Raw genomic sequence first — 18,252 nt, 5'->3', positions numbered from 1 at the left:
GATGCAAGCACGCTTTGCAACTAATTGCATGGGAACAGAGACGGCAGCAGCCGAAACTGCACCCCATTCGAGACACGCATTGTCGCCATCGACCCATCACTCAGCCTTCACGCGGTCGCGGCGTATACGTCACCCGCCTGAACAGGGGGCCGGCAACCGCAGTGGCAGTGCAGTGTCCCATCCGTCTCCCTTGTAGAGGACCAGACCATGCGTCTAGATCGGCCCCGCACTTCTCTTCCCTGCCTCCGCCCGCTGGCACGCGGCCTGCTGCTTGCCGTGGCGGTAGCACCTGCAGCTGCTGTATTCGCAGGAGATCTGGACAATCAGCGTGCCGATGTCGGTCCCGGCGATCCGATCGAAGCCTGGACGTTGCGCAATGACTCACGGCTGAGGGTGCTCGGCGGTGAGACGCAACGCATCCAGGCCATGGACTCCACCCTGTACATGGCGCGCGCGGTGATCAACCAGAGCGGCGCTGATGCGCTCTCGGTCCAGCTGCTGGGCGCGTCATTGCTGGAGGCGCAAGGCACCATCTTCCGCGGCGGTATCAGCATCAGTGATTCGTCCCAAGTACATCTGGTGGACAACCATATCGTTCTAGACTCCGCCGACATTCCGGTAGGCGCAGCCAGTTCCATTGGTGTCGATCTCGACAGATCGCTGTCCGGCACAGGTAGCGGCTCGCCGCAGGCGATTCTCGACAACACCCGAATCCAAGTGGCCGAAGCCCCCGGTGCAGCCGAGTACAACAGTGGATTGGGAGTGCGCTTGCAGAGAGGGCAGGCGGACATCGTCAACGGCTCGCAGATTCTCGCGGCCAATGTCGGTGTCATGCTCTGGTCGCTGGTTCCCGGCGCCACGGCCCCCATTCGCCTCAACATCAATGACTCCAGCCTGCAGTCGCGGCGCGGCGCGGCGATACGGGTCATGCCGGGCCTGGAGGGTACTTACGAAATCAATGTGGCCAACGATTCAAAGCTGATCGGTGGCGATGGCAACCTACTGCTGGTGCAGGCCCCCACCGCCGCGAGCACCGCACGTACCAACGTCATCTTCACCGTTGATGATTCCCGGCTGGCCGGCAACGTGACCCTCGACCCAGCCACGGTCACCAATGGCACGCTGGACATCATCCTGCGCAACAAGGCGCAGATCGACGGCCGCTTCCTCAACGTCACCTCGGCCAGCATCGACAGCGACAGCACCTGGCTGATGACCGGCGACAGCAACGTCGGCCACCTGGCGCTGGGTAGCACCGGCACGGTGGCACTCGGCAATGGCAGCACGTTCAACACGCTCACCGTGGATACCTTCGACGGTGCCGGCGGTACCCTGCTGTTCAACACCCAGCTGGGTGACGACAGCTCGGCCACCGACAGGCTGATCATCAAGGGCGATGCCAACGGCCAGGCCAACGTGCGCGTGCTCAATGCCGGTGGTGCGGGCGCGAAGACCGACAAGGGCATCGAACTGATCCGCGTGGGCGGTGCGTCCAATGCACAGTTCGACCTGCAGGGCCGTGCGGTGGGCGGGCAGTACGAGTACTTCCTGTTCAAGGATGCGACCAACGGCGGCTGGTACCTGCGCTCGGAGCTGGCCGGCACGCCGGACCCGTGCGTGGTGGATCCCACACTGCCGGAGTGCACGCCGGTCGATCCGGTGGACCCGGTCGATCCGGTTGACCCCACGCCGGTGCTGCGCCCGGAAGCCGGCGCCTACCTGGCCAACCAGTTCGCGATGGACCAGCTGCTGCGCCACGGCTGGCGCGACCGCCAGGGCGGCAACACCTCCGCCGTTGACGGCGTGCGTGGCTGGGCCCGCGTGGACGGCACGCAGAGCAAACTGTCTGCCGTGGAAGACCAGCTGGACCTGCGCGTGGACCGCTCGCGCCTGCAGCTGGGTGCGGACATCGGTGTGTTCGACAGCGGCCAGGGCCGCGTGGGCGTGATGGGCACGCTGGCCAAGTCCGATGCCACTTCGCGTTCGCAGCTGACCGGCTACAGCGCACGCGGCAAGGTCAACGGCGGTGCGCTGGGCGTGTACGGTAACTGGAGCAACGATGCGCTGTATGTGGATGCCAGCGTGCAGCGCGGCCAGTTCCGCAACCGCGTGCAGGGCGAAGGCCTGGCCGAAGAGCGCTACGACTCGGACATCTGGCAGTCGTCGCTGGAAGCGGGCTACCGCTTCGGCATCGGCCAGATCGGCAGCACCGCGCTGAGCCTGCAGCCGGAACTGCAGCTGATCTACACCGACGCCAGCACCGATCGCCACGAGGAAACCAACGGCACGGTGGTGCGCAGCCTGGGCGACAGCGGCCTGTCCGGCCGCGTGGGCCTGCGCCTGCAGGGCGAAGGCCGCAGTGCCGCCGGTGCGTCGGTCAGCCCGTATGTGGTGGCCAACTGGTACCGCGACGGTGCCAGTAACGGTATGGCGTTCGATGATGAAGCGCTGAAGGCCAGCGTGCCGCGCAACCGCTACGAGTTGAATGCCGGCGCGCGTGTGGATTTCCGTTCCGGGCTGAGTGCCTGGGGTGGATTTGGTGTGATGCGTGGTGACCACGGGTATCGCGAAGCGACGGCCAATCTGAGCATGTCGTACCGCTGGTAAGGTAATTGAAAAGACGGCGCCGGATGTTTCCGGCGCCATTCTCTTTTGCCCGGCGCGACGCCTTTGTAGAGTCGAGCCATGCTCGACTGCATCGATCAGATCGCGATGAGCCGCGGGCTGGATCCGGCCTTAGTGGAGACGATCACGCATCGTCCCGGATCGGGAAATACCGTGCTATTTCATGGTCGCAGTGATAATTGCTTCGCCCACGATGTCACCCGCACTCAAGGCATCACTGGTCCGGATATAACGGGCGGACAGCCCCTGGTCAGTCCAGGTAGCCCCATCGGTGAACATCCACCGGCTTCCCATCGGCAAAGGCACACCGTTGCGCAGAATCTGCAGACCCACGCCCGTTGCACTGGTACCCGCAGCCGGTGTCAGGACGCTGCTGGTGTTGCCCATATCCAGTGCATCGTCAATGCCGACCTCGGCCACTACGCCATCCCGCGAACAGCGCACGCGCGCCGGAAGGGGTTCTTCCCCGGCCGTATCGCCCGGGCGCTGCAGTTCCGGTTGCCGGGCCGGATCCAATATCACCCCTGCGCCATCCGCGCGCACCCGGCATGAATCGACAGCTGGATTCACTTCGACGCTTCCGCTGTTGGAAACCACGGCAGACGGATCGTTCAGCAATGAGGTCTCCACCACACCGAGGGCCTGGGTTTCCTTGATGATGGTACCGCCGCGCGCCACCAGCCCCACTCGAAGTGTCACCGCGAACTCGCCAGTAGGCCCTGCCAGGATTCCCTGTTGTGACGTCTTGTCGATCCTGAGCGGGAAGCGCCAGATTCCCAAGCCGGAGCCGGAGTAAACCTGAATTCCAAGAATCACCAAGGACGATGTTGCATTCCAGCCATAGGCGGGATAGGTGAGTCCATCGATGACCACGTCCCTCACATAGGTAAGGCCCGGCATCATCGGCTTTATCTGCAGCTGGAGTGGCTCCCCCGGCTTGCAGTTCCTGAAACGGGTTGCTCCACCTGGCCAGGGACCATGCAGAACCGTACCCGCTGACGCCTCGTTTTCAGTATTCACCACCAGATCCGTAGAGGAACTCGCCGTCTGCACGGCGCAGGTAGACTGCGCGGCGACACCGCCGGCGACGCAGAGCGTCAGCCCTACTGCCCAGCCCAGCCCGGTGCAGCGCTTGACCATGGCACTCACTGGTAGTCCGCCGTCACCACGATCTCGGTGGATACTTCTCCCGCGTTCGGCGTTTCGCCGGTGGGCAGGAAGTAGGCCGCCCGAAGGTCGTATCGCGCGGTGGCGCCAGTCACCGGCACATCGATGCCGGTGTCACCATCCTTCAGATAGGTGCTGCCGGTGGTACCGGACAGCAGCGAGATCGACACGCCTTCGGCCGCATCGCTCGCAGCGGTGTTCTTCCAGCGCGTAGCATCGCCGTCGGCAGCGGTACCGGCGAAGGACAGCACGGCCTTGCTTACGCCAACGCAGCCCGCGAATTGCAGCGCCCCGGCCTTGATCTGCGCATCGGCGCCGGGCGTCAGGTCGCTGGCCTTCACCGGGTCCAGGGTGATCGGCGCTGCGGTGAGCGTGCAGGTGCCGGGCAGCACCTTGCCGCTGATGGTAAGGGTGGCAGTGTCGGCCAGAGCCAGCGGCGCGGCGGCCACCAGTGCGGTGCACAGGGTGATGCGGTTGAACAGGGTCATGGAAGAACTCCTTGGGTTATAAGAATGAAATCAGGACATCAGAACGAGGTGGCTTCGACCGCATCCAAGACGGCCTGCAGCCCTGTGCTCGGGGCCGGCAACGGCATGCACACCGCTTGGCTCCACGACAGCCCATAGGCATCGGGTGCATCCGGGGTCGTGTACTCCAAGCGGCAGCGATGCGGGCCGTCCGGGTCGACAATCAGCTGGCCCTGTTCGGGCGCGCCGCGCAGCTGGATCACGCCGCCCTGGCCCACCGCTCCCCAGCCGCGTCCGGCGTCATCTTCGATGCGCGCCGCAAACGGCAGCGGCTGGCCCAAGGCATCGGTGGCGTCAATGAACAATGTGCGTTCGCGCTTGGCATTGAACGCAACCCGCACGATGCTGCCCGCCGTCGGCGCAATGCGCTGCGAGGTCTGCAGCAGTTCCACATCCATCGGCAGGCCCGACGGGTCCAGTTCGATCTGGTTCCAGCGGTAGGGGCTGACGTGCGGCAGCAGCGCATAGCCGTTACGACCGATGCGCGCGTCGCTGCCGTAGCCGATGCGGGCGCCCCGCGCGCCATCGGCCTGTACCAGCACGAAGCCATCGCCCACTGGCGCACCGAAGTTGATGCCACCGCGATGCAGCGCCACGCTCCCGGCAGCGCTGGCATTGAAGGCGTTGTAATCACCCGAGCGGCTGTAGGCAGCGGTTATCGTGCCATGCCCACCACGATAGGACGCGTAGGCGTCGGCGCTGCCCGCCCCCTCACGGGTCTCGCTGGTAGACAGGCTGTAACTCAGCTGCTGATCAGTGCCCAGCGTTCCGTTCAGACCCAGCTGGCCCAGTTCACCACGAGCCGAATGGGCCAACTGCGTGCTCAAACGCGGCGCGCGCGGGGCTGAGCCCAACGGAATGCTGAGGGTTGCCGCATAGCGGCTGTCCTGACGGCCATCGCCCAGCTGCAGACGCATGGCAGACAGGCTCAGATTGGCGCGGCCAATGCTGGTCTGGAAGCGCAATTGCAGATCGTTGTGCTGCTGCGCGCTGTCCCAATAGCGCACCTGACCGCCATTGAGCGAGAGCGTGCTGCGCTCGCCGATGCGCTGCGAGAAATTCACCTGAAAGCGCTGGCGCGCACGGCCACTGACGCCCCAATCATCGTTGTACGCCTGCGCGAAATCATTCAGCGAGAGATAGCCGCGCGTGCTGTAACGCAGCGCTGCCAAGCCGAAGTTGGTACCCGTTGCGGTGATATAGCGCTGGTAGTTCAGCCGGAAGCTGTTGCCGGTTACCTGTTCGTCATTGGCCAGGCGTGCGCGCGAATGGGTAACGTCGGCGCCGAACGCACCAAGCGGCGTATTGATTGCTCCGCCGAACAGCGCGGACTGGAAGCCTTCGGCAATCTGCACCCCGCCCAGCGCGGTGAAATGGTTGCTGATGCCACGTGCGTAGGTGCCTTCTGCAAAGCGCAGTGCTTCATACACACCGCGTGCGTCGCGAAGTTCGCCTGCGGTTGCGCTGAAACGGCTGGCGCCGGGGCGCAGCGCCTGCGGCACTGCGGAGAAGCTGACAGTGAACTGCTGCTGGCGGCCATCGGTTTCGATGACGGTGACGTCCAGGTCGCCACCGAAGTTGGTCGGGTAGAGGTCTTCGATGGAGAACGGCCCCGGCGCCACGCTTACTTCGTGGATGACGTAGCCATTCTGGCGGATGCTGACCACCGCGTTGGTTTCGGCGACGCCTTGCACCACCGGCGCGAAGCCGCGCAGCGAGTCCGACAGCATGCGCTCATCGCTGGCCACCCGCACACCGGCAAATGACAGCGACTCGAATAGTTCGCCACCGGTCGTACCCTGCCCAAACAGCAGCTGGGCATTCCATGCCGGAAGATCGCGCTGCAGCGTGCTGCTGATCACATCGTGACGCGAGCCATGGCTGCCCTGGCTGAAGGACGAACGATGACGCAGCCGCCACGCGCCCAGGTTCACGCCCGTGTTCAGCCCCAGGTAGGTCGCCTGCTGGTCCTGGTTGCGGTTGTGGTTGATGTTGTAATCGAAGAAGGCGGCCGTGACGCCATGGTCGCGCTGTGCAGGTGCCACGTAGCCGCGCGCATCGCGCGCCTGTGCTGCCTGCGGCACGTTCACCAGAAGCTGCAGGTTGCCTTCGTCGAACTCGACGGTGGCACCGACGATCAGGCTGGGAAGCGCGACGCAGCTTTCATCCTCCTGGTCCAGCTCGGCCAGGAACATTTCCTTCAGCTGCAACTGGCGTACCAGCCCGGCGGGCAGGCACGGGGTCGCACCCAGAGGCGCCGGTGCCGCCACGAAGGTGATGTCGCGCTTGTCGTGGAACCGGCCATTGACCACCACGTCCAAGGGATACACGCCAGGCTCCGTGGGATTGCCCAGCGCATAGCGCTGCATGTCGATGGCCCGGCCACCCATCAGGAAGCCTTCACTGAACTGCAGGGACTCATCACCCTGCGCATGGGCATGACCGGCAATGGCCAGTGCCACCGCGACGGAAATCGCCAGGCCCAGCACATGAACGGCAGGACGGCGTGATGTCCAACGAGGAAAGGGACAGTTGTTCATGGCTGGCGTCATTCGATGAGGTCGCGGGCGACATCGCTCGTGGTCGATGGGGGCCGCAGCGTAGGCAGCACTCCCCTGCCCTCCAATTGAATTTGTTGCAAAGCGAAGACACCTGGCGTAGCCACGCGTTCAACGCAAGCGTCCGCCAACACGCTTGCAACTAATTGGATGTTGGCCCGGTGCCGGCCCGGGAAAACTGTGCGCATCCGCTGGCGCATTCACTGCGGATTCCCTGATTCCCAACCAAGGAAAACTCCATGTCGAACCGACTGAACCTGATCGCTGCTGGTGCGCTTGCGCTGGCCCTGTCCCCCACGGCCTTCGCCGAGACCCTGGAGATCACCGGCGAGCTGATGACCAGCACCTGCTCGGTGGATGCTAGCGGCGGCACCATCACCGTGCCGATGGGCAAGGTGGATGTAGCGTCGGTCAATGCGTCGGAGCGTGCCGGCATGAAGAACTTCAGCATCCTGCTCGACTGCACTGGCGCTGGTGCCGCCCAGGATGTCGGCGTGCGCTTTGGCGGCACGCCCGACGGCAGCACCGGCAACCTGGCGCTGACGGCTGCGTCTACGGCTACAAACGTGGGCGTTGCGCTGTATGACGCTTCAGGCAACCACCAGAAGCTGGGCGATGACCCGCTGCAGTGGGTGAACATTCCTGCCGCCGGCAAGGGCCAACTGGACTACAGCGCCTGGTATTCCTCGCCGGGCAAGAACGCCACGGCCGGCACGGCCAACGCCTCGGGCGATTTCGTGGTGCTTTACAAGTAACCCGCGCCTGTGTGCGCCGCCTCGCGGTTGGGGTGGCGTACGCTATCGGAGGATGAGTTGATGAAGATCCGAGCAACGACGTGGATGACCGCACTGTTGGCTGGCGTCGTGGCGCTGCCGGTGTCGGCAGCGGTCACGCTGCAGGGCACGCGTATCGTGCATGACGCGGCGCAGGGCCGCGATGTAACGGTGAAGGCGACGAACGCAGGCAACCAGGTGGCCATGGTGCAGGTCTGGATTGACGATGGTGACAGCCGTGCGCGTCCTGAAAACGTGCGCACGCCATTCCGCCTGACGCCGGCCGACCCTCGCCTGCTGCAGGCCCACCAGGGGCAGGCGTACCGCATTACTTACGCGCCGCGCCCGTCGGAGACACCGCTGCCGACGGATCGTGAATCGCTGTTCTACTTCAACCTGCTGGACATTCCGCCCAAACCCACCGATGCCGCCAGCAAGAACCTGCTGCAGTTCGCGGTGCGTACCCGGGTGAAACTGTTCCATCGCCCGGCCGGCCTGCCCGGCAAGCCGCGCGATGCTGCCGGGCAACTGCAATGGCGTGCGCGGGCCGGCGCCCTGCAGGTAAGTAACCCCAGCGCCTACCACGTGACCCTGAGCACGTTGACACTGCCCGACGGCCGGACGGTGGAAGCAGAGATGATCGCACCGGGCGCGCAGGTACGTCTGCCGCTTCCGAGTGGTGCGGCGATGCCCACGTCGGTGACGTTCCAGTGGCTGGACGACTACGGCACGCCGCGTGATGCCGAGGCGAAGATCTCCCCTTGAGCGCAGCCTGACGCGCGAGCCGTCTTCTGTAGAGCCGAGCCCATGCTCGGCTGCTTTGCGGCCAGATCGGGCTGAACCCCGTGCATTGCGCTATGAGCCGAGCATGGGCTCGGCTCTACACGCTTTGTCGTAATTGACGCGCTCCCGTGCGAGCGGAACATTTGCAACGCTTTCGAACTTTCCAACAATTCTCATTGGCAGCACTGGCCCTTCATGCAAATCATGTAGCGCCACCGACAACGGGTGGCACGGGCTTCCAATCCCGTTTGGTAAATGTTGTTTACGCTTGCCTGCCGGCGTCGCCCTTTCCTTGTTGGGTGGCGTCGGCAGGCAATCTGTCCGTGCATCTATGGCGGACGGTGCGTGGGGGCCTCGTGCCCGCCGGCGTTTGACAACGTTAGCCACCGGTATTGGAACCATGCACCGTCCGCCACCCTCGTTGTTAAGCGGGGTGGCTCCTTCGTCACATGCACAAGGAAGCCGCCATGACTGCCACACACTACCCGTTCCTGTTCGCCACCCTCGGCGAGGCCGCCAACGTGCTTCCCGAAGCCGTCGCGCGCGCGTTGGAGACCACGCTGAGCGCCACGCACGGCAACACTGTGCCGGCCAGCACCTCGTTATTGGCGTGCCTGCAGCGCATCCGCCAAGTGGATGCCGCCGACGGCCAGCCCTGGCCAGAGAAGGGCCGCACATCCGGACAGCGCATGGCCATGGCCCGCGCCAACCGCGCCAATGCCGGGCTGACGTTGCTATTGGAACTGCTGCACGCGACCGAACGCGTGCGCGTGGATGGCGATGAAGATCAGCAGGTGGGTGACGACGTGCGCGAAGGGCTGCTGCTGGCCTGCCGCGGGTTGGCCGAGTATGTGGATGTGCAGTTGCACGCGACTTGAGCAGCGCGCGTTCTGAACTGCGGAAGAGCGCTCAGTTCCGTATTGCACGGTTCGCGATTACAACAAATCTGATGGCCGACCTATCGCGCTGGCGCGGATAGTTCGCACTTCTTCTCAGGGAGTGTACCGATGCACAAGATGATGGTTCCGCTGAAGCGCTATACGCAGTTCAGTGGACGCGCCAGCCGCAGCGAGTACTGGTGGTTCCAGTTGTTCATGATGATGTTCACCATTCCGTTGAACGTGCTGGGCTTCATCGCCGGGTACACCAACTCCACATCGCTGGCGCTGGTTTCGTCCGGGCTGATGTTGGTGGTTTGGCTGGCGCTGGCGCTGCCACTGATCGCGGTGACCATTCGCCGGCTGCACGATACCGATCGTTCGGGCTGGTGGTTGTTGCTTGGGCTCGTGCCGATTGCCGGCCTGGCCGTGCTGGTGTTCATGCTGCTGCCCAGCACGCCGGGCGACAACCGGTTTGGTAAGCCCGTTCCGCACGTTTAAGGGGGGCGCCGGGCAATGCCCTGCGTTCCCGTTCGCCACGGCCCCGCCTTGTTAGGTGTCGACCTTGGTCGATACGGAGAAACGCCAACCAAGGTTGGCATCTACCACAGCAGCGCGGTAGCGCCGGGCCATGCCCGGCGTCTTCGCTCAGGCGAAGTGCTGGTAACCGCCGTCGGCGGCTTCGCCATCCACGTGCACGCCCTGCCCTTCGGCAATGCGGCCGATGCGGGTGAGCGGCACGTCCAGCGATTCGGCCAGGTAGTGCAGGGCGTCGCGCTGATCGGCGGCGGCGGTGAAACACAGCTCGTAGTCATCGCCACCGCGCAATGCGCAATCACGCGCACCGTCGCGGCCGAGCAGATCGCGCAGCGCGTGCGAGATCGGCAGCGAATCGGCATCGACGTGTGCGGCCAGGTTGCTGCGCGTGGCGATGTGGCCCAGATCGGCCAGCAGGCCATCGGAGACATCCACCGCTGCATGCGCGAAGGCACGCAGGCGCAGGCCGAGGGTGACTCGCGGCGTCGGCCGCAGCAGGCGCAGGCGCAGGCGTTCGTAGTCGGCCAGCAGGGTCGCGGTGGCCACGTTCAGCGCACCCTGCTGCCACAGGCGCAGCGCGCCGGCGGCATCACCCAGCGTGCCGCTCACCCATATGTCATCGCCCACCTGTGCGCGGTCGCGGCGCAGCGCCTGGCCACGCCCGACCTGGCCCATCGCAGTCACCGACAGCGACAGCGGACCGCGCGTGGTGTCGCCGCCGATCAGCGCGATGTCGTGCTGGTCGGCCAGGGCAAAGAAGCCATCGGCGAAGGCCTCGATCCAGTCTTCAGACGCTTCCGGCAGCGACAACGCCAGCGTGCACCACGCCGGCCGCGCGCCCATCGCGGCCAGGTCCGACAGGTTGACCGCCAGGGTCTTCCAGCCGATGTCGAAGGCCGGGGTTTCCACCGGGAAGTGCACGCCGCTGTTGAGCGTGTCGGCGGTGACCACCAGTTGTTCGTTGGCGCGCGGCTGCAGCAGCGCGGCGTCGTCACCGATGCCGAGCAGGATGTCGTCGCGCTCGAGGGTACGGGCGCGGATGCGTTCGATGAGGGCGAATTCGGCCAGGGACATGGGGCGTTCTACTTTCATGTAGAGCCGAGCCATGCTCGGCTGCAGTTCGATCACGCGCCGCACTGCCGGACGCAACCGTGCGCTGCACGGTGAGCCGAGCATGGCTCGGCTCTACAGGAATCGGGTCAGTGACCCGATTCGACCTTGCGCCATTCCACGGCGGCACGATCCAGCACGCCGTTGACGTAGGTGTGGCCATGTTCGGAACCGAAACGCTTGGCCGATTCGATGGCTTCGTTGATCACCACGCGGTACGGCACGTCCAGGCGGTAGCGCAGCTCGTAGGCGGCCAGGCGCAGCACGGCGCGTTCGATCGCGTCCACTTCTTCGATGCCACGGTCCAAGTACGGGCCGAGCGCTTCGTCGATGTCGCGACGGTTGTCGAGCACCCCGTGCAGCAGCGCCTCGAAGTAGGCCAGGTCGGCAATTTCGCGGGCCTGCTCGTGGGCGAACTGGGCGATCAGCGACTGTGCGTTGCCGCCGGAGATCTGCCAGGCGTAGATGGCCTGCACGGCACGACGGCGGGCGCGCGAGCGCAGCACCGGATCGACGCCATCGCGACGGACGGGTTTACCGGAGGGCTTGCCCTGGGTGTTCTTGTTCATGGCAGCTGCTCCAGAAGATTGACCATTTCCAATGCGGCGAGTGCGACTTCCTCGCCCTTGTTGCCGTGGCTGCCGCCTGCGCGGGCCTCGGCGTCTTCAACGCGTTCCACCGCCAGCACGCCGTTCAGCACCGGCACGCCGAAATCCAGCTGCACGCGCATCAGGCCCTCGGCGCAGCGGTCGGCCACGTGTTCGTAATGACGGGTATCGCCACGGATCACGCAACCCAGGGTGAGGATGGCGGCGTGTTCGTGGGCGGCGGCCAGGCGCGCGGCCACCAGCGGCAGCTCCCAGGCACCCGGCACGCGGATCACGTCGATGTTGGCTTCGGTGATGCCGTTGCCGGCCAGGCTCTGGCGGGCGCCAGCGACCAGCGTGTCGGTGATGCGGGCATTCCAGCGGCTGGCCAGGATGGCGAAGCGCGCCGATTCGGGAGTGCGAAGATCGCCTTCGAAGTGGCTCATATGCGGCTTGGGGACTCGATAAGGGGGTAATTCTAGCGTGGATGGGCCCCGGCCGTGGCTGGCGGAGGCCCAGGGCTGTGCCGACCGACGGTCGGCACCCACCCGAGGTAGGGCATGGCCGGCACTACCCATTACAGAGTGACCGTCTCCACCACTTCCAGGCCGTACCCGGCCAGGCCGATCTGGCGGCGCGGGGTGCCCAGCACGCGCAGCTTGCCCAGGCCCAGGTCGGACAGGATCTGTGCGCCGGCACCGTTGCGGCGCCACTGGCCCACATCCTTGTCCTTGCCCGGCACCACCGGTGCCGGCTGCTGGCGCAGGCGGGCCAGCAGGGCTTCGCCGTCGCGTGGGGCCGACAGCACCACCATCACGCCCGCGCCTTCGGCATCGATCGCACGCAGGGCATCGGTGGCCGCCACGCCGAAGTCGTCACGGCGCCAGTGCAGCAGGTCGGCCAGCGGGTTTTCCACCTGCACACGTACCAGGGTCGGGGTGTCCGCGTCCGGGGTGCCGCGGACCAGAGCGAAATGCAGGTCGTGGGCGATGCGGTCGCGGTAGGTCACCAGCTTGAACGGGCCGAATTCGGTGTCGATCTCGCGCTCGTCGACACGTTCAACGGTCTTTTCGGTGGCCAGGCGGTAGGCGATCAGGTCGGCGATGGAGCCCATCTTCAGGCCGTGCTCGCGGGCGAACACTTCCAGCTCCGGGCGGCGCGCCATGCTGCCATCCGGGTTCAGGATCTCCACCAGCACGCCAGCCGGCTCCAGCCCGGCCAGCATGGCCAGGTCAACGCCGGCTTCGGTGTGGCCGGCGCGGGTCAGCACGCCGCCCAGCTGGGCGATCAGCGGGAAGATGTGGCCCGGCTGGTGCAGGTCCGACGGCTTGGCGTTGGGCTTCACCGCGGTGCGGATGGTGTGCGCGCGGTCATGCGCCGAAATGCCGGTGGTGACGCCCTCGGCAGCCTCGATGCTGACCGTGAAGTTGGTCTGGAACTGGGCGGTATTGGCCTGCACCATCGGCGCCAGGCCGAGGTCGGCGGCGCGGGTGCGGGTCAGCGGCAGGCATACCAGGCCACGGCCGTGGGTGACCATGAAGTTGATGTCACTTGCCTTGACCAGCTCGGCGGCCATGATCAGGTCGCCTTCGTTCTCGCGGTCTTCGTCATCGACGATGACCACCATGCGGCCCTGGCGGATGTCTTCCAGGATTTCCGGGATTGGGGCGAAATTCATGCGACGTCTCCCTGGGGGTGCTGACCGTTGGTCGGCACGCTGATCAGCCGCTCCACGTAACGGGCGACCAGATCGATTTCCAGATTGACCGCGTTGCCCACGCCGGTGGCGGAGAAGGCGGTGTTGGCTACCGTGTGGGGGATCAGGGCGACTTCAAAACCCTCATCGTCCACTTCGTTGACGGTGAGGCTGACGCCGTCCACGCAGATCGAGCCCTTCCTGGCGATGTAGCGGCGCAGCGAGGCCGGCGCGGCGAAACGCCAACGCTGGGCACGCGCGTCTTCGTGGATGGACAGGACCTGGCCAAGGCCGTCGACGTGGCCGCTGACCAGATGGCCGCCGAGGCGGTCGGTCGGCCGCATGGCGCGCTCCAGGTTGATGACCGCCCCTTCGCCCAGCTGGCCCAGCGTGGTCAGGCCCAGGGTTTCGGTGGAGGCATCGGCCTGGAAGCTGCTGGCGTCGAATGCGATGACGGTGAGGCAGACGCCGTTGATGGCAATGCTCTCGCCCATCTGCACGTTGTCGAACGGCAGGTTTCCGACATTGAAGGTGAAGCGGACATCGCCGCCGATGGATTCGCGTGCGGCCAGACGGCCGACGCCTTCGATGATTCCAGTAAACAAGAAACGTTCTCCGCGAAAAGTGAGCGAAAAACGCCGCAAGGCAAACAGGCGGGCGCAGGGCCGCGAAGGCCCTGTGGCACCGTCTTCTTTCATCCGGACTATGACCGTCGGCTCCGGCATTGGACCGGATCTGCTGACCCCCGGCCGTGGGCCGGAGCGCTCGCGGGCTCGTGCTTGCGCACCTACCGCCGGTGGGGAGTTGCACCCCGCCCTGAAGACGTTTGTGTACCGGCGAACCGGCGTGGCCAGTGTACCAGCCCGGGCTGAACGGGGCTGGATGCCACAGCTGTGACGGCCGTCGCTCGCAATTTGTAAAACTTTCATTAAAATTCGCAGCGGACGACATGAGGTCGCCCACGGGTAGCCGAGAGGGCTGGCCCGCCAATGGACTGAAATTCACAGGAATTCCCATGCGCAAGATGCTGATCGTGGCCGCCCTGCTGGCCGCCGCCCCGCTCTCGGCTTCGGCCGACGCCCTGAGCTACACCTACGTCGAAGGCGGTTGGACGCAGGTCAAGGTTGACGACAACGCACTGGACGACCCCAAGGTCGACGGCGGCTACCTGCGTGGTTCCGTGGCGATCGCCGAACAGGTCTACGTGTTCGGTGGCTGGTCGCGCACCAGCAAGACCAATCACTACGGCAATGATTCGCTGAAGCTGGAACTGAACCAGCCGGAGCTCGGCATCGGCTACCACATGCCGTGGACCGACCGCCTGGACTTCACCGCCGATGCCGCATGGGTGCGCCAGAACGCCGAAGCCACCGTCCGCTACGACGGCCTGCGTTTCAGCCAGAAGGATCACACCAACCTGGGCCGCGTCACCCTGGGTATCCGTGGCAAGCCGTCGCGCATGACCGAAGGTTGGGTCAAGGCCGGTTACATGGACGGCGGCAACAACTTCAAGGGCACCTGGGTCGGCACCGTCGGCGGCCAGATCAACTTCACCAGGACCTGGGGTCTGGTGGGCGAGATCTCCGGCTACCGCGACGTCACCCAGTACTCGGCCGGCGTCCGCGCCAGCTTCTGATCCAACGATCGCTCCTCGTCGTGCGATCGAACGGGCCCCGCAAGGGGCCCGTTTTTTTGGCCGCTGCACACCGTCACCTGGCTGCATCGCGCCATCGAAAGTGTGGGTAGATGCGCTAGGCTTGCGCGCCTCTGGAACAGGAAAACACCGTCATGAAGACCCCCACCCGTACCCTTCTGGCCAGCGTGCTGCTGTGCGCCCCGCTGATTGCCAGCGCGGCACCGGCCCAACTGACGCCCGAGCAGGCCTTCGACCTGTATGCACGCGTGCTGCTGGAGGACGACGCGGCCGCCACGCGCACGCTCAACGACGCACTGAAGCCGGCGTTCGAGGGCCAGGATGCCGTGACCCCCAACCCGGGTGCGCTGGCCAAGGCCTTGGCCGAACCCTGGCAGACGGTACTGGCCAGCACCGGCGCCAAGGTCGACGCTGCGGCCACCGAAGCGCTGTATGCCAAGGCGCTGCGTGATTCGAAGTGCCGCGCGACCAAGAGCGTGATCGAAGACAACGAGTACGTTGAAGACCAGAAACTGGCGCGGATCACCTACAACTGCCAGCTGCCCGACCTGGGCAAGGTCCGCCCGCTGTTTGCCGCCAGCCTCGCGTCTGACGCCAGCCCGGCCGCGCGCAAGCAGTTCACCGATGCCTATACCCAGGCACTGCTGAGTGGCATGCGCGTGCCGGTCAACGGCACCTTCACCCTGTACCCGGCCAAGGACAACGGCTACTGGTACAGCGGTAATTTTGACGATCTGGTGGGCACCGTAGCCGGTGCGCTGGCGCCGTTCGAGGACTGGATGCAGGATGCACAGGCCGCCAGCGCGCCGAAAGTAACCGGCGTACCGGGCTGCGACTTGCTGCTGCAGCAACACCGCGCCTGCGTAGCGAAGATCGCGCCGGACCAGATCAGCGGCGTGGATGCGATGGCCGAGGAACTGAAGGCCAAGGCGCAGGTGAAGTCAGCCGATGAGATGACGCAGGAGTGCAAGGCGCTGCGCCCGATCGCCGAAATGATGTGGACCGACGAATGCGCGTAAGCGCGAGCTAGAGCCGAGCCCACGCTCGGCTCATCGTTACCTGCGGCAACGGCGAGCGCACTTTCAGAACCGTTGCATGGCCTTGCGCGGCCCGCATGGTCAATGCTGTTGCCCTCTTCCACCGGGGCAACCGCATGAAACATCGTACGACGTCGACTACCGTCATGCTGCTGGCGCTGATGGTGAGTGGGCAGGCCGAAGCGTACAGGCCCAAGACCTTCATCATCCGCCCATCGGTTGCCTTCGAGTCGAACCAGCTACGTGACAGGGACATCGATGCACAGCTGAGCGAGAACGACGACTGCCGCGCGTTCCTGCAGTACCACGATCGATGTGCACCGACGGTCCTGCCGGACGAGTACGACGACGGCATCAGCCGCCGCAGACTACGGTCGAAGTCGACAGAGCTGGCGGGGGAAGCGCTCAGTGCCTACTGCCGCGACCTGCACGTGCTGTGGAAGCAGCAGTGGAAAGAACAGTGCCCCGCCTACGAAGACGAGGACGAGGACAAGGGCACCTGACGACGCCGGAGATACCGCCATTCCCTCACGGCCGCAGCAGCAGCCTGATGTCCTCGCCGACCTGGCGCTGGTCAACCACCCGCAGGCGGCGCTGCTGGTCCATGGCATCGATGCCGAGGCCGGTCAGCAACGGGCGTCCGCCGTCGCCCAGCAGTGTGGGGGCCTGGTACAGCAGCAGCTCGTCCACCCAGCCGCCGCGCAGCAAGGCACCGGCCAGCGTCGCGCCGGCTTCGGTATGCACTTCGTTGATGCCGCGTTCGGCCAGCAGGGCCAGCACCGCGCCCAGATCCAACCGTCCCTCTGCGCTGGGCACGCTGGCGAATTCGGCGTCGGCCGCATCCGGCGCGCTCACCGCCGCATCGTGCAGGTACAGCGTCGGGGCCCCGCCTTCGCGCACGCGGCTGCATTCGAGCGAACGCAGGCGCGAATCGAGCACCACGCGCAGCGGTGGCATCACCTCGGTCTCGGCCAGGCGCACGGTCAGCATCGGGTCGTCGGCAATCACGGTGTCGGCGCCGGTCAGGATTGCACCCGCACGTGCGCGCCAGTGCTGCACGTCTTCGCGCGCGGCCGGCCCGGTAATCCACTTGGAGCTGCCATCGGCCATCGCGGTGCGGCCATCGAGGCTGGCGGCCAGCTTCACCCGCAGCCATGGGCGATTGCGCTCCACGCGCGACAGGTAACCCTTGTTGAGCTCGCGCGCCTGTGCCGCCATCAGCCCTTCGGCGACGTCGATGCCGGCGTTGCGCAGCAGATCGAAGCCACCGCCATCGACCTTGGGGAACGGATCGCGCATCGCCGCGACCACTCGCGACACGCCCGCTTCGATCAGTGCCAGCGCACACGGCGGCGTGCGCCCGTAGTGGGCGCAGGGCTCCAGGGTGACGTAGGCGGTGGCGCCACGGGCGTCGCTGCCGGCCTCGCGCAGCGCGAACACTTCCGCATGCGGGCCACCGGCGCGCTGGTGCCAGCCCTGCCCGACCACGCGTTCGCCATGGGCGATCACGCAGCCGACCATCGGATTGGGACGGGTGGTGTAGGCGGCACGCTCGGCCAAGCGAAGTGCGTTGGCCATGTGCAGGTGGTCGAGGACGGAGAACGGGGTGGTCATGCGGCCATGGTAACGCCGCCGGTGTGGATCCATGCCGTCAGTGCCAACCAACGGTTGGCACCCACCAGTGAATGCGGCCACCGGTGCCCACCAAGGTTGGCACCCCCAAGGCAGAGGCAGTCAGCCTTTCTTTTTCTTGGTCAGGGCAATCACATCGCCCAGCAGCTGCAGCTGTTCGGTACTGGCCGGAAGCTCGCGCTCGAGCTTCTCGATCTCCTCGCGGAAATCGGCCACGTCCTCGAAGCTGCGGTACACCGAAGCGAAGCGCACGTAGCCCACGTGGTCGAGCTTGCGCAGTTCGTTCATGACGAACTCGCCAACCTTGATCGAGGGCACTTCGCGCTCGCCGCTGATACGCAGCTGGTGCACCACCGCACGTACCGCTGCTTCGATCTTTTCTTCGGGCACCGCGCGCTTCTGCAGCGCGCGATCGAACCCCGCGCGGACCTTGCGCTGGTCGAACGCTTCACGGGTGCCATCGCTCTTGACGATGGCCGGCAGCTTCAGCTCGACCGTTTCCAGGGTGCTGAAGCGCTCGCCGCAGGCTTCGCATTCCCGCCGACGGCGAATCGTCGCGCCGTCTTCAGAGACGCGCGAGTCGATGACCCGGGTATCGGCATGTTGGCAGAAGGGGCAATGCATGGAACGCCTGGCTCAGGGAGCAATTGCCACGGTCATGGCAGCGTCGCAAAGGTACCTGAGAAAG

18 protein-coding genes and 1 riboswitch are annotated in these 18,252 nt (G+C 65.6%); of the genes, 8 read left to right on the top strand and 10 right to left on the bottom strand.

The window, feature by feature from the left end; genetic code table 11:
• The first annotated feature begins 207 nt into the window (after nt 1-207).
• The gene (locus ACTXG9_RS14220; protein WP_456115507.1) at nt 208-2,607 is read left to right on the top strand and encodes an autotransporter family protein; all 2,400 of its coding nucleotides are present in this window, start codon (nt 208-210) and stop codon (nt 2,605-2,607) included.
• 174 nt (nt 2,608-2,781) lie between these two features.
• Here the strand turns inward: ACTXG9_RS14220 and ACTXG9_RS14215 are convergent, their stop codons facing one another.
• From ACTXG9_RS14215 to ACTXG9_RS14205, 3 genes are read right to left on the bottom strand one after another with little or no spacing between them, the layout of a single operon-like run.
• Nucleotides 2,782-3,765 (bottom strand): hypothetical protein, encoded by a 984-nt coding sequence (locus tag ACTXG9_RS14215; protein ID WP_146256780.1) that lies wholly within the window; start codon nt 3,763-3,765, stop codon nt 2,782-2,784.
• 5 nt (nt 3,766-3,770) lie between these two features.
• On the bottom strand, nt 3,771-4,280 hold the full coding sequence (locus tag ACTXG9_RS14210) for a fimbrial protein (protein WP_021204588.1): 510 nt from the start codon (nt 4,278-4,280) through the stop codon (nt 3,771-3,773).
• 38 nt (nt 4,281-4,318) lie between these two features.
• On the bottom strand, nt 4,319-6,859 hold the full coding sequence (locus ACTXG9_RS14205) for a fimbria/pilus outer membrane usher protein (RefSeq protein ID WP_111097820.1): 2,541 nt from the start codon (nt 6,857-6,859) through the stop codon (nt 4,319-4,321).
• Nucleotides 6,860-7,116: 257 nt separating this feature from the next.
• Between ACTXG9_RS14205 and ACTXG9_RS14200 the strand changes: the two genes are divergently transcribed.
• The 4 genes from ACTXG9_RS14200 to ACTXG9_RS14185 all read left to right on the top strand — a co-directional run bounded on the left by ACTXG9_RS14200 (nt 7,117) and on the right by ACTXG9_RS14185 (nt 9,812).
• Entirely contained in the window at nt 7,117-7,632 is a 516-nt protein-coding gene (locus ACTXG9_RS14200; protein WP_021204586.1) for a fimbrial protein, read from the top strand.
• A 60-nt stretch (nt 7,633-7,692) separates the two neighbouring features.
• Entirely contained in the window at nt 7,693-8,415 is a 723-nt protein-coding gene (locus tag ACTXG9_RS14195; protein WP_031270831.1) for a fimbrial biogenesis chaperone, read from the top strand.
• Nucleotides 8,416-8,900: 485 nt separating this feature from the next.
• The gene (locus tag ACTXG9_RS14190) at nt 8,901-9,311 is read left to right on the top strand and encodes a hypothetical protein (RefSeq protein ID WP_021204584.1); all 411 of its coding nucleotides are present in this window, start codon (nt 8,901-8,903) and stop codon (nt 9,309-9,311) included.
• Nucleotides 9,312-9,440: 129 nt separating this feature from the next.
• Nucleotides 9,441-9,812 (top strand): DUF805 domain-containing protein, encoded by a 372-nt coding sequence (locus ACTXG9_RS14185; RefSeq protein WP_021204583.1) that lies wholly within the window; start codon nt 9,441-9,443, stop codon nt 9,810-9,812.
• A 147-nt stretch (nt 9,813-9,959) separates the two neighbouring features.
• Here the strand turns inward: ACTXG9_RS14185 and thiL are convergent, their stop codons facing one another.
• The 5 genes from thiL to ACTXG9_RS14160 form a co-directional block, all read right to left on the bottom strand.
• Entirely contained in the window at nt 9,960-10,922 is a 963-nt protein-coding gene (gene thiL / locus ACTXG9_RS14180; protein ID WP_111097819.1) for a thiamine-phosphate kinase, read from the bottom strand.
• 125 nt (nt 10,923-11,047) lie between these two features.
• The gene (gene nusB, locus ACTXG9_RS14175; protein WP_005408062.1) at nt 11,048-11,527 is read right to left on the bottom strand and encodes a transcription antitermination factor NusB; all 480 of its coding nucleotides are present in this window, start codon (nt 11,525-11,527) and stop codon (nt 11,048-11,050) included.
• Complete coding sequence (gene ribH, locus ACTXG9_RS14170) at nt 11,524-11,991, bottom strand: 6,7-dimethyl-8-ribityllumazine synthase (protein WP_005408061.1); 468 nt, start codon at nt 11,989-11,991, stop codon at nt 11,524-11,526. Before ribH ends, nusB begins: the two co-directional genes overlap by 4 nt.
• A 131-nt stretch (nt 11,992-12,122) precedes the next feature.
• Nucleotides 12,123-13,223 carry a 3,4-dihydroxy-2-butanone-4-phosphate synthase gene (gene ribB / locus ACTXG9_RS14165; protein ID WP_457654786.1) on the bottom strand — a complete coding sequence of 367 codons (1,101 nt, stop codon included), beginning with the start codon at nt 13,221-13,223 and terminating at the stop codon, nt 12,123-12,125.
• Nucleotides 13,220-13,846 carry a riboflavin synthase gene (locus ACTXG9_RS14160; protein WP_021204341.1) on the bottom strand — a complete coding sequence of 209 codons (627 nt, stop codon included), beginning with the start codon at nt 13,844-13,846 and terminating at the stop codon, nt 13,220-13,222. Before ACTXG9_RS14160 ends, ribB begins: the two co-directional genes overlap by 4 nt.
• Nucleotides 13,847-13,923: 77 nt before the next feature.
• A riboswitch (FMN riboswitch) is annotated at nt 13,924-14,069 on the bottom strand.
• A 187-nt stretch (nt 14,070-14,256) separates the two neighbouring features.
• On the opposite strand from ACTXG9_RS14160, the gene ACTXG9_RS14155 reads away from it, so the two are divergent.
• The 3 genes from ACTXG9_RS14155 (at nt 14,257) to ACTXG9_RS14145 (ending at nt 16,435) form a co-directional block, all read left to right on the top strand.
• Nucleotides 14,257-14,877: an outer membrane beta-barrel protein gene (locus tag ACTXG9_RS14155; protein WP_021204340.1), complete on the top strand. Its 621-nt coding sequence runs from the start codon at nt 14,257-14,259 to the stop codon at nt 14,875-14,877.
• A 152-nt stretch (nt 14,878-15,029) separates the two neighbouring features.
• Complete coding sequence (locus ACTXG9_RS14150; RefSeq protein WP_111102122.1) at nt 15,030-15,914, top strand: hypothetical protein; 885 nt, start codon at nt 15,030-15,032, stop codon at nt 15,912-15,914.
• A gap of 134 nt (nt 15,915-16,048) precedes the next feature.
• Nucleotides 16,049-16,435 (top strand): hypothetical protein, encoded by a 387-nt coding sequence (locus ACTXG9_RS14145; protein ID WP_227852434.1) that lies wholly within the window; start codon nt 16,049-16,051, stop codon nt 16,433-16,435.
• Between the two features lie 25 nt (nt 16,436-16,460).
• On the opposite strand, the gene ribD is transcribed toward ACTXG9_RS14145, so the two are convergent.
• Both ribD and nrdR read right to left on the bottom strand, forming a co-directional pair.
• Complete coding sequence (ribD, locus tag ACTXG9_RS14140) at nt 16,461-17,546, bottom strand: bifunctional diaminohydroxyphosphoribosylaminopyrimidine deaminase/5-amino-6-(5-phosphoribosylamino)uracil reductase RibD (RefSeq protein ID WP_456115506.1); 1,086 nt, start codon at nt 17,544-17,546, stop codon at nt 16,461-16,463.
• A gap of 120 nt (nt 17,547-17,666) precedes the next feature.
• Nucleotides 17,667-18,188, bottom strand: a complete 522-nt coding sequence (gene nrdR / locus ACTXG9_RS14135; protein ID WP_019661036.1) for a transcriptional regulator NrdR — start codon at nt 18,186-18,188, stop codon at nt 17,667-17,669.
• Nucleotides 18,189-18,252: the final 64 nt, after the last annotated feature.

It is taken from the genome of Stenotrophomonas maltophilia group sp. LNF247 (assembly GCF_054083135.1).
This window is presented reverse-complemented; position numbering and strand designations above follow the sequence as displayed.

Coding starts and splice junctions, on each gene's coding strand:
- ACTXG9_RS14220 (WP_456115507.1), top strand. CDS start 208: ATGCGTCTAGATCGGCCCCGCACTTCTCTTCCCTGCCTCCGCCCGCTG.
- ACTXG9_RS14215 (WP_146256780.1), bottom strand. CDS start 3,765: ATGGTCAAGCGCTGCACCGGGCTGGGCTGGGCAGTAGGGCTGACGCTC.
- ACTXG9_RS14210 (WP_021204588.1), bottom strand. CDS start 4,280: ATGACCCTGTTCAACCGCATCACCCTGTGCACCGCACTGGTGGCCGCC.
- ACTXG9_RS14205 (WP_111097820.1), bottom strand. CDS start 6,859: ATGAACAACTGTCCCTTTCCTCGTTGGACATCACGCCGTCCTGCCGTT.
- ACTXG9_RS14200 (WP_021204586.1), top strand. CDS start 7,117: ATGTCGAACCGACTGAACCTGATCGCTGCTGGTGCGCTTGCGCTGGCC.
- ACTXG9_RS14195 (WP_031270831.1), top strand. CDS start 7,693: ATGAAGATCCGAGCAACGACGTGGATGACCGCACTGTTGGCTGGCGTC.
- ACTXG9_RS14190 (WP_021204584.1), top strand. CDS start 8,901: ATGACTGCCACACACTACCCGTTCCTGTTCGCCACCCTCGGCGAGGCC.
- ACTXG9_RS14185 (WP_021204583.1), top strand. CDS start 9,441: ATGCACAAGATGATGGTTCCGCTGAAGCGCTATACGCAGTTCAGTGGA.
- thiL (WP_111097819.1), bottom strand. CDS start 10,922: ATGTCCCTGGCCGAATTCGCCCTCATCGAACGCATCCGCGCCCGTACC.
- nusB (WP_005408062.1), bottom strand. CDS start 11,527: ATGAACAAGAACACCCAGGGCAAGCCCTCCGGTAAACCCGTCCGTCGC.
- ribH (WP_005408061.1), bottom strand. CDS start 11,991: ATGAGCCACTTCGAAGGCGATCTTCGCACTCCCGAATCGGCGCGCTTC.
- ribB (WP_457654786.1), bottom strand. CDS start 13,223: ATGAATTTCGCCCCAATCCCGGAAATCCTGGAAGACATCCGCCAGGGC.
- ACTXG9_RS14155 (WP_021204340.1), top strand. CDS start 14,257: ATGCGCAAGATGCTGATCGTGGCCGCCCTGCTGGCCGCCGCCCCGCTC.
- ACTXG9_RS14150 (WP_111102122.1), top strand. CDS start 15,030: ATGAAGACCCCCACCCGTACCCTTCTGGCCAGCGTGCTGCTGTGCGCC.
- ACTXG9_RS14145 (WP_227852434.1), top strand. CDS start 16,049: ATGAAACATCGTACGACGTCGACTACCGTCATGCTGCTGGCGCTGATG.
- ribD (WP_456115506.1), bottom strand. CDS start 17,546: ATGACCACCCCGTTCTCCGTCCTCGACCACCTGCACATGGCCAACGCA.
- nrdR (WP_019661036.1), bottom strand. CDS start 18,188: ATGCATTGCCCCTTCTGCCAACATGCCGATACCCGGGTCATCGACTCG.